The sequence below is a fragment of the Pengzhenrongella sp. genome (assembly GCF_036565025.1).
GTDB lineage: Bacteria > Actinomycetota > Actinomycetes > Actinomycetales > Cellulomonadaceae > Pengzhenrongella.
The window spans coordinates 1-9,390 of sequence record NZ_DATCNW010000100.1; the positions used below are offsets into that span (position 1 = coordinate 1).

Genomic DNA, 9,390 nt, shown 5'->3' on the forward strand with positions numbered 1-9,390 from the left:
GACGCGGCGGGCGAGCAGCGACCACGAGATCGACCGCGGTCCGCCGCCGCCCGTCGGCGCGAGCTCGACCAGCGCGGTGCCGGCGTCGCCGGCGCGCTCGTCGAGGGCCGCGCCGAGCGGGCGGAAGGGCGCGTCGCGCTCGCCGTCGGGCAGGACGGCGCCGGGAGCGAGGTCCGCGGGCACGGCAGGCTCCGCCGGGAACCGCACGGCCAACCAGTCCAGCACGGCACCGGCGATGTCGACGTCCTCGGCCACGAGGTGCCCGGCACCCTCGAACCGGTGCACGTCGGCGTGCGGGAGCCGGTCGATCAGGTCGTCGAGGAAGCGGCCGATGAACACCGGGTCGCGCGGGCCCCACAGCACCAGGGCGGGCACGTCGAGGGTGCGCACGGCGTCGGCGAGCGTGTCGAGCGCGGGCCGGCTCGGATGGCTCGCGGTCACCGGGATGTCGGCCACGAAGTCCCCGATCGCCCGACGCCGGGCCGGCGTCCGGTACGGGGACCGGTAGGCCGCCCGGACGGCGGCGGACAGGCGCGGGCTCGCGAGCGCGAGCGCGGTGTCGAGGAACGCCGTCGTGGCCACGGTGCTGGCGCGCAGCAGGCCGCCGGCCATCGCGGGCCGCAGCGCGGCGGGTGCGGCCACGCCCAGGGGTTGGTGCACCGCGGTGTTGGTCAGCACGACCCCGACGAGCTGGTCGGGGTGCGCGACGGCCCAGCCGAGCGAGACCGGACCGCCCCAGTCGTGGCCCACGGTCAGCACCGGCCCGGTCAGGCCGAGCGTCTGCGTGAGCCTGCCGAGCTCGGCGACCCGTGCGGCGAGGCCGTGCGTGCGGCCGGTGCGCTCGGAGAACCCCATCCCGAGCTGGTCGACCGCGATGACGCGCCACCGCGGCCCGCCGTCGGCCGCGCGCTCCGCCGCTTCGCGCAGCAGGTCCCGCCACAGGTAGGACCAGGTCGGGTTCCCGTGCACGCACAGCAGGGTGCCGACCGGCTCGCCGCCCAGGTCGCCGCCGTTGTCCAGCACGTGCCAGGTGTCGATGTCCCTGGGGGCGCCGCCGCCGTCGTCCGGGCCCGCGCGGGGCACGTCCACGAGCCGGGACCAGGACGGATCGAGACCGGGCAGCCCCTCCGGGGGCCGCCGCGCGGAGTCCCGCGCCGCGTCCCGATCGAAGTTTTGGTCGTTGCCCCGGTCGGTGTCCACCGTCACCAGGCGATCTCGATCATCGCGGTGTTGAGCCCCGAGCCGACGCCCATGCAGAGCACCCGGTCGCCCGCCGCGAGGCTGTCGACCTCGCTCGCCAGCGTGAGCGGCAGGGCGGCGGGCCCGACGTTGCCGAACTTCGGGAACGTCAGGGGCACCCGCGCGGGGTCGAGGCCCAGCGCCTCCACGATCTTCTCGCTGTGCACGGTCGAGACCTGGTGCATGACGTAGCGGTCCATGTCCGTCCAGTCCCACTCCGCCTTGGCCTCGAGCCACGCCTCCCCCACCAGCTCGAGCCCGCCGGCCAGCAGGCCGACCGGGTCGGTGCGCATGCCCCTGAAGTCCCCGACGCACAGGTCGTGGTGCTGGGTCGCGGCGCGGGTGATGCCGCCGAGGATCCGGTGCCCGCCCGGGTGGTCCGCCGCCGGGCCGAGCACCGCCGCGGCCGCGCCCGACCCGAGCGTCAGGGTCGCGAACGCGTCCATGAAGTCCTGCTTGGTCGAGTCCGGCCCGCCGAGCCGGGCGAGGGTCGCCTCCTGCGTGGGACGCGCGTCCTCACCGTCCACGATCACCGCGTAGCGGATCTGGCCGGAGTCGATCAGGCTCGCCGCGAGCGTGAGCCCGTTGACGAAGCCGAGGCACGCGTTCGTGAGGTCGAAGTTCATGGCCGACGACGGCAGGCCCAGCCCGTCGTGCACCTTTGAGGCCACGGACGGCTCGAGGTGGGCGCGGGTGACGGACGTGTTGATCAGCAGCCCGACGTCGGCGGCCTCGACCCCCGACTCGGCGAGCGCCTTCGCCCCGGCCGAGATCGCGGCGTCGTCGAACGCGGTGTCCGCGTCCCACCAGCGACGCTCGTGCACCCCGGCGACCCGCTGGAGCAGGCCGCGGGGCAGGCGCAGCCGCTTCAGGCTCGCGGCGAGCTGTTCGTCGAACCAGGTCGACGGCACGATCACCGGCGCATCCAGGCCGGTGACGGCGAGCAGGGCGGTTCCCGAGTGGCGGATCGTGGCGTTGCCGTTCACGTACGGACCTTCGTCTCTGCGGTGCGGTTGGCGTCAAGTTGCCGACCACCAAGGCAGCGGCGGAACCGGCGTCCAGCCACGCCTCATCACCGATGGAGGCCCGCCCGGACCCTCCATCCTGACATCCGGTGCCGCAGGAGCGGAATCAGGCCCGTCGCGCCAGTCGCGGCGCCCACACGTCGGGGCCGCTCTGCAGGTACGTGACGTCGAACGCGTCCGGGTACGCCTCGGCGATCTGAGTGAGCATCCGGACCGGGTCGTGCGGCGCCACCAGGACGATCGCCTGGTCGGCGCCGATCGCGCTCATCGCCCCGAGGACGGCGGCGTGGCGGATCGGCTTCGGGAGCGAGTGCACGTCCTCAGGCGATGTCGGCGGCCTCGTTGTGGCTGCAGCCACAGCCGCCGGCCGCCTTCGGGGTCGTCGTGGGGTCCGCGGTGATGTCGATCGGCTGGTTGTGCATCGGTGCCTCCTGGCAGATTCATCCCACGAGTCGTGGGATGCCCAGTCTGGGCGAGCCTGCCCGGCGGCGACCCGGGACCTAGGTCCCGTGAGCTAGGTCCGCCGGTTGAAGGTCCGGCGGTACTGGGCCGGCGGCACCCCGTAGGTGCCGGCGAACCGCGCACGAAGGTTGGTGGCGCTGCCGAGGCCGACCCGGCGGGCGATCGCCTCGATGGTCAGATCGGTGGTCTCGAGCTGTTCGGCGGCGACGTCGAGACGGGTTCGTTGCAGCCAGTCCTGCGGCGACATGCGGACGCTGTCGCGGAATCTGCGGTTGAGGGTGCGCTGGCTGATGCCGGCGTAGCGGGCCATGTCCGTGACGGTGACCTCGGAGAGGCTGCCGCGTGCCCACTCTTGGACGTCCTGGCCACGTGGGGCGGCGGAAGGGTAGGTCGTTCGGATGAACTGGGCCTGCCCGCCGTCGCGGTGCGGAGGGGTGACGACGTAGCGGGCGACCTCGTTGGCAACCCCCGCGCCGAGATCTTGTCGCACGAGCTCCAGGCACATGTCCATGCCGGCCGCGCTGCCGGCCGAGGTCCAGACGTCGTCGTGCACGTAGAGCACGGTCGGGTCGACGGCAATGTCGGGGTAGCGGGCGGCGAGCTCGCCGGCGTGCAGCCAATGGGTGGTCGCCCGGCGCCCGGTGAGCAGCCCGGCCTCGGCGAGCACGAAGCTGCCCGAACAGATTCCCGCGATCCGCGCACCGCGGGCATGGGCCTGGCGCAGTGCGTCCAGCAGCGCGTCCGGGGCGTGGGCGTGCACGTCGACGCAGGCGGGCACGATCACGGTGTCAGCTCGCGTGAGGGCGGCCAGGCCGGTCGGCGTGGGGACGGTCATGCCGCGGGCGATCGCGGTGGTGGGCGCGTCGACGCCGGCGATGGTGAACTCGTACCAGTCTTCGGTGAGGCTGCGGCGGTCGGTGCCGAACACCTCCGCGGCGATCGCGAACTCGAACAGCGGCACGCCGGGGCTGGCGACCAGCACGACCCGATGACGCCGCCGGGTGGCGGATTCCTTGCGCATGCCGTCCAGTCTGCCACTCACCGCCGATGCTCTCGATCCGTCAGGCTCGACGCCGTGACCAGCGAACGCACCGCGCAACGGAACGGGCAGTTGACCAGGCACATCGGGCTCGGGCACGGCATCGCCCTGTACGTCAGCGCGATCCTCGGCGCCGGGGTCCTGGTGCTGCCCGGTCAGGTGGCGTCGTCGGCGGGGCCGGCGTCGCTGCTGTCCTGGGCGTTCGCGTGTGCGATGGGTGTGCCGCTGGCGTGGATGTTCGCCGGGCTGGCTCGGCGGTACCCCGACGCCGGCGGCGTCGCCACCTATGTCCGGCAGGCGTTCGGGCCGACGGCGGGCGGGCTCACCGGATGGCTGTACTTCATCGCCGGCTCGGTCGGACAGACGATCGTCCCGCTCACCGGCGGGTACTACGTCGCCCAGGCCCTGGGCCTCGATCAGGTCTGGGCGTTCGCGGTCGCCGCACTCATCCTGTCCGCGGCCGTGGCGGCGAACCTGCTCGGACTCAACGTCGGCAGTCGCACCCAGCTCGCGCTGGCGGGCGGGGTCGCCGCGGCACTGGCGTTGACGATCGCCGTCGCCGTGCCGCAGATGAGCCTGCGCCGGCTGACCCCGTTCGCGCCGCACGGCATCGCTGCGATCGGCTCCGGCGTGATCGTGCTGTTCTTCGCCTTCGCGGGGTGGGAGGCGGTCGCGCACCTGGTCGGCGAGTTCAACGATCCCGACCGCGACGTCCCGCGAGCGGTCACGGCCACCATCGCCGTCGTCACGACCCTCTACCTCGGGGTCGCGGCCGCGGTCGTGCTGACCGGCACCTACGGCAGCGACCACGTCGACCACGTCGCCCTGAGCCTGCTGCTGCAGCACAGCTTCGGCGCCGGCGCCGGCGCCGCCGCGGCGGTCATCGCCACCGTGATCAGCCTCGGCACCACCAATGCCTTCATCGCCGGCGTCTCCCGCCTCGCGTACTCGCTGGCCGAGACCGGTTGGCTGCCCCGACCGGCCGCCCGAATCACCCGGGCCTCGATCCCGGTCGGAGGGGTCCTGACCGTCGCGGTCATCGCCTACGCGGGGCTCGCGCTGGCGCTGGCGTTCGGATGGGGCACCGAGACGCTCGTCATCGTCCCGTCCACCCTCGTGGTCGCGGTCTATCTGCTCGCGGCCGCCGCCGGCATCCGCCTGCTGCGCGGAACCGGCCGGCTGTGCGCCGTCCTCACCATCGTGCTGACCCTGCTCGTGGCACCCGCGGCCGCCCGGCACGCGGTCATCCCGATCGCCACCACGCTGATCGCGCTCGCCGTGCGCCGCGCCGTCAGAACCGCGCGCGCACGGCCTCGCCGTGCGCGGGCAGGTCCTCGGCGTTAGCCAGCGCGACGATCCGCGACGCGACCTCCGCGAGCGCGTCGGCGTCGTACTCGATGACCTGCACCGCCTTGACGAAGCTGTGCACGCCGAGTCCGCTCGCGAAGTGCGCGCAGCCGCCGGTGGGCAGCACGTGGTTGGACCCGGCCATGTAGTCGCCGAGGGCGACCGGGGAGTACGGGCCGACGAAGATCGCGCCCGCGCTGCGGACCCGCATCGCGAGTGCCGCGGCGCCGACCGTCTGGATCTCCAGGTGCTCCGCGCCGTAGGCGTCGACCACCGCGAGCCCCTGCTCGAGGTCGTCGACCAGCACGATGGCGGACTGCGGGCCGGACAGCGCCACGAGGATCCGCTCGGCGTGCCTGGTGCCGTCGACGCGGTCCTTCAGCTTCGCCTCGACGGCGCCGGCGAGCTCGACCGAGTCCGTGACCAGCACCGATGCGGCCATCGGGTCGTGCTCCGCCTGGCTGACCAGGTCCGCGGCGACGTGGTCCGGGTCGGCCCCGGCGTCGGCGAGGATCGCGATCTCGGTCGGTCCCGCCTCGGCGTCGATCCCGACGATGCCCCGCACGAGACGCTTGGCGGCCGCGACGTAGACGTTCCCGGGCCCAGTGATCACGTCCACCTGCTCGCACAGCCACTCGCCGTCGACCGGCTCCGAGCCCGCCGCGCCGTAGGCGAACATGGCGATGGCCTGGGCGCCGCCCGCGGCGTAGACCTCGTCGACGCCGAGCAGCGCGCACGCGGCCAGCACGGTCGCGTTCGGCAGGCCACCGTTGCTCTGCTGCGGCGGGGATGCGACCGCGAGCGACGGCACGCCCGCCTCCTGGGCCGCGACCACGTTCATCACGACCGAGGACGGGTACACCGCGAGGCCACCCGGGACGTACAGCCCGACCCGCCCGACGGCGACCCACCGCTGGCGGACCGACGCGCCCGGCGCGAGCTCGACGGTGAAGTCGGCGGGTCGCTGCGCGGCGTGCACGGTGCGGACTCGGCGGATCGCCTCCTCCAGGGCGGCGCGCACCTCCGGTGCGAGGGCGGCCAGGGCCCCGGCGATCTCTTCGGGCGGGACGCGCAGGTGCTCCGGTCGCACGCCGTCGAACTTCTCCGCGAGGTCGCGCAGCGCGGCCGCGCCGTGCGTGCGCACCGCCTCGAGGATGGGCGCCACCAGGTGGGTCGCGGCGTCCACGTCCACCTCGGCCCGCGGCAGGGCCGCCTCGAGCTCGCGAGTGGACAGGGTGCGACCGCGCAGGTCGAGACGGGTGATCACGGGTCCGATTCTAGGTCCGTTCCCCAGCTGCCCTAGCGGACCGCCCGCCGGGTCGCGGCATGATGGGGCACTTAACGGTTCCCCACGGATGGATCCGGGGGATTTCCAACTCAAGCCGCACCAGCAACATCCTCGGAAGGAGGCTCCTGATGTCTGACGCCGTCGACGCTGGTGTGGCCCCGTTCTGCCACAGCCAGGATCACCCTGGCAGCGTTCAGGTCCCGGCCCGCGGTGAAGCCGCAGGTCGAGCACGTGAAGGTTCGTTGGCCCAGTTCGAGGTGCTGCTTGGCTCTCGCGAAGCACTTCGAGCAGGTCATGGTCGTGTACGCGGGCTGGACCAACACCACCTGTCGGCCAGCCCGCAAACCCCGGTAGATCAGCTCACGTTTCGCCGCACCGATCGCGGCGTCCGCGGCCTTGCGCGCCATGGTGGACTTCGCGAGGAACGTCGGTGTGAAGTCCTCCACCGCGATCAGCTGGTGGGCCTCGACGATCCTCTTGGCCCAGATCCGCGCGTCGTACTGAACTTGCCGGGCGCCCTTCTTGTGCAGAACGGCCGCGTCGCGGCGCGCCCGCAGGTATCCGTTGGACTGCGCCTTGTTCGCGCGGTGCCGGCGCGCCATGCGCCGCTGCGCTTTCGCGAGGACCTCGGCGGACCGTCTGCGATGCCCGGAGTGCGGCAGGTCGAACACGGCGTTGGTGGTCGACGCGGTGGCGCTCACGCCCCAGTCCACACCGATCCGACCCTCAGCGGCCGCCGCTTGCTGGGCGTCGCGGCGGACCACGAACGACGCATACCAGTGCCCGAGCGTGTCCTGGAAGACGCGGACGCTCGTCGGGTCGGACGGCAGGTCCCTGGACCACACCACCGGGACGGTGACGCCCTTGGGCAGGACCAGGCGCCCGTCTCTCACGGCGAACCCGCGGGTCGTGTACTCAAGAGACGGCAGGGTCTTCTTCCGCGCCTTGAACTTAGGTCGCCCGCGCCCCTTGACCTTGACCTTGAAGGAGTGGTCGAGGCTCCGGGCGTAGTCGCGCAGGGTCTGCTGTTGGGCGACCTGCGAACCCTCCCGCAACCAGGCGTGCGCACTACGAGCTTCGGTCAGCAGTTTCGACAGCTTGCAGAACGTGGGCTTCCGCCCAGTCTTGGACTGGTGGACGGCCTCGTTCCACAGGTACCGGCACCGGTTCCACTCGGAGATCAGCGAGGCCTCAGCCTGCGCGCCAGGGCGCAGACGGTAGGTGTACCGAACCGTCTCAATGGGCATAAACCCACCATATCGGATAGCACTGACGTTCGACCGAAAGGAACCAGCGTGTCGCCAACCAAGCAGAAGCACCCTTACCTCCCCATGGCTGAAGCCAGGGGTTTCGCGGGCATATTCTGATGAGCGACGCCCCCATCACGACCGTCCCGATCACCGGCGACGTCATCCGGCTCGGACAGTTCCTCAAGCTCGCCGGCCTCGCCGAGTCCGGTGCGCACGCCCGCGAGCTGATCGCGGACGAAACGGTGACCGTGAACGGCGAGGCCGAGGCCCGCCGCGGCCGTCAGCTGCACCGCGGGGACCTCGTTGAGCTCGACACCGCGAACGGCCTGCTCCGCGCGGCCGTCGGCTGACCCGAGCGCGCACGGCCGACGGCTCGCAGCAGTCCGCCGGAGCGGCGACGTTCGCGGCGAACCGGCCGCCGGTGCCGAGCCAGTGATCTGACGGGCGTGGATCAGCTCGTCGCCCCCGCGGCATAGACCGTGTAGGCGGCCTCCCAGAGCTCCTCCGGATCCGGGCTGGCCGCTCCCGACAGCCGCGCCGCGAGCACGTCGACGAGGGAGTGCCAGCCGGCCGCGAAGTCCGCCCCGCCGCGCAGTCGCCCGGCCGCCACGATCTCGGGGGCCGGCCCCTGCCGGATCGTCAGCAGCGTCGCGCCGCCCCGGTCCTCGAGCGTGAACCACACCTCGGTCCGGTCTGCGTCCGCCGCACCCTCCGGGCCCCAGAGCACGAGCAGCTCCCGCGGAGCGTCGAGCTCGAGCACGTCAAAGCACATCCGCCCGTCGGGCACGTTGGTGTCGCCGAAGACGATCCGGTCGCCGGCCGCGAGCGTGCGCGGCGGGTCGACGTCGAGCCCGCCGGGCCACTCGAGAACCGGCCACATCCATTGCGACAGCCGCGCGGGCCGCGTGCAGGCGGCCCAAACCTCGTCCACGCCGGCCTCGAGCACGCGGTCCAGGCGCACGCCGGCGCCGTCGCCGGGGCGTCCCCGGCCGAGGGGCCCGGGCGGAACCGCGCCGGCCACCGCCGCCGCCTCCAGGCTCCGGTAGGTGGGAACCAGCTCATCGAACCCGGTCGGAGCCGCCGGCGGAGCGGTCCCGGTCCAGTCCGCACCCCGCGGGAGCTCGCTCGTGAGCAGCTCGAGGTGGGCCTCCCAGCCGGAGCCGTACTCCGGCGCGGAGATCGCCGGGAGCCCGCGGTGCTCGAGCACGAGGTCCGTCCCCTCCCCCGCGGCGACGAGCGTCACCTCCACCTCGCCGTCCGTCCCGTCGTCCCACCGCAGGTTCACGAGCAGGCGACGGTCCGCCTCGCACTCGAGCACCCGGCCGTGGATCTGACTGTCGTCCTGCGCGGAGAAGGTGAGCACGAAGGCGCCGTCGTCGGCGAGGTCGACGTCGGCGAACCAGCGCGCGATCCGCTCGGGCTGCACGAGCGCCGGCCACACCTGCGCGGGCGTGCCCGCGAACCGGCGCGAGACGCGGACCGTGCGGCGCGCGCCGTCGGCCAGCACCGCACGCAGCACCTCGGCGGTTCCGGTGACGCGTTCCGCGGTGGTCTTCGGGTTCATGGTCTGGCTCCCTCGTCGTTGCCCTGGTCGTGCGGCAGGTCGTGCGGCGGGTCGTCGTTGCTGACTGCCGGCTGGGTGCTGCGGGCTCCGCGGCGCAGCTCGGTGTCGAGGGCGTCGAGGCGCTGGTCCCAGAAGGCACGAACCCCCGCGAGCCAGTCCTCGACCTCGTCGAGCGG

At 73.1% G+C, this 9,390-nt stretch carries 9 protein-coding genes and 1 pseudogene; 2 read left to right on the forward strand and 8 right to left on the reverse strand.

Annotated elements, in window-relative coordinates:
- From VIM26_RS05545 to VIM26_RS05560, 4 genes are all read right to left on the reverse strand, one after another.
- The coding region (locus tag VIM26_RS05545) for an alpha/beta fold hydrolase (RefSeq protein ID WP_331949351.1) at positions 1-1,206 on the reverse strand (1,206 nt) is incomplete at its 3' end.
- A complete protein-coding gene (locus VIM26_RS05550; protein WP_331949352.1) occupies positions 1,203-2,225 on the reverse strand; it encodes a 3-oxoacyl-ACP synthase III in 1,023 nt (340 codons plus the stop codon). The genes VIM26_RS05545 and VIM26_RS05550, both read right to left, overlap by 4 nt.
- Positions 2,226-2,370: 145 nt before the next feature.
- Complete coding sequence (locus VIM26_RS05555) at positions 2,371-2,580, reverse strand: DUF2249 domain-containing protein (protein WP_331949353.1); 210 nt, start codon at positions 2,578-2,580, stop codon at positions 2,371-2,373.
- A gap of 198 nt (positions 2,581-2,778) precedes the next feature.
- The gene (locus tag VIM26_RS05560; RefSeq protein ID WP_331949354.1) at positions 2,779-3,747 is read right to left on the reverse strand and encodes a GlxA family transcriptional regulator; all 969 of its coding nucleotides are present in this window, start codon (positions 3,745-3,747) and stop codon (positions 2,779-2,781) included.
- 54 nt (positions 3,748-3,801) lie between these two features.
- On the opposite strand from VIM26_RS05560, the gene VIM26_RS05565 reads away from it, so the two are divergent.
- Positions 3,802-5,109 (forward strand): APC family permease, encoded by a 1,308-nt coding sequence (locus VIM26_RS05565; RefSeq protein ID WP_331949355.1) that lies wholly within the window; start codon positions 3,802-3,804, stop codon positions 5,107-5,109.
- Here VIM26_RS05565 and hisD read toward each other — a convergent pair.
- Complete coding sequence (gene hisD, locus VIM26_RS05570) at positions 5,057-6,379, reverse strand: histidinol dehydrogenase (protein WP_331949356.1); 1,323 nt, start codon at positions 6,377-6,379, stop codon at positions 5,057-5,059. The two genes, VIM26_RS05565 and hisD, sit on opposite strands and share 53 nt — an antisense overlap.
- 110 nt (positions 6,380-6,489) lie before the next feature.
- A complete protein-coding gene (locus VIM26_RS05575) occupies positions 6,490-7,647 on the reverse strand; it encodes a transposase (protein ID WP_331949357.1) in 1,158 nt (385 codons plus the stop codon).
- Between the two features lie 119 nt (positions 7,648-7,766).
- Between VIM26_RS05575 and VIM26_RS05580 the strand changes: the two genes are divergently transcribed.
- On the forward strand, positions 7,767-8,000 hold the full coding sequence (locus tag VIM26_RS05580; protein WP_331949358.1) for an RNA-binding S4 domain-containing protein: 234 nt from the start codon (positions 7,767-7,769) through the stop codon (positions 7,998-8,000).
- A gap of 101 nt (positions 8,001-8,101) precedes the next feature.
- Here VIM26_RS05580 and VIM26_RS05585 read toward each other — a convergent pair whose 3' ends face one another.
- Positions 8,102-9,214 (reverse strand): SRPBCC domain-containing protein, encoded by a 1,113-nt coding sequence (locus VIM26_RS05585; protein ID WP_331949359.1) that lies wholly within the window; start codon positions 9,212-9,214, stop codon positions 8,102-8,104.
- Positions 9,211-9,390: pseudogene (locus VIM26_RS05590) on the reverse strand (hypothetical protein); the annotation flags it as partial. The pseudogene VIM26_RS05590 and the gene VIM26_RS05585, both read right to left, overlap by 4 nt.

Bases quoted from the DNA above. Each gene is read 5' to 3' on its own strand.
- VIM26_RS05575 (WP_331949357.1), bottom strand. From the start codon at position 7,647: ATGCCCATTGAGACGGTTCGGTACACCTACCGTCTGCGCCCTGGCGCG.
- VIM26_RS05560 (WP_331949354.1), bottom strand. From the start codon at position 3,747: ATGCGCAAGGAATCCGCCACCCGGCGGCGTCATCGGGTCGTGCTGGTC.
- VIM26_RS05585 (WP_331949359.1), bottom strand. From the start codon at position 9,214: ATGAACCCGAAGACCACCGCGGAACGCGTCACCGGAACCGCCGAGGTG.
- VIM26_RS05580 (WP_331949358.1), top strand. From the start codon at position 7,767: ATGAGCGACGCCCCCATCACGACCGTCCCGATCACCGGCGACGTCATC.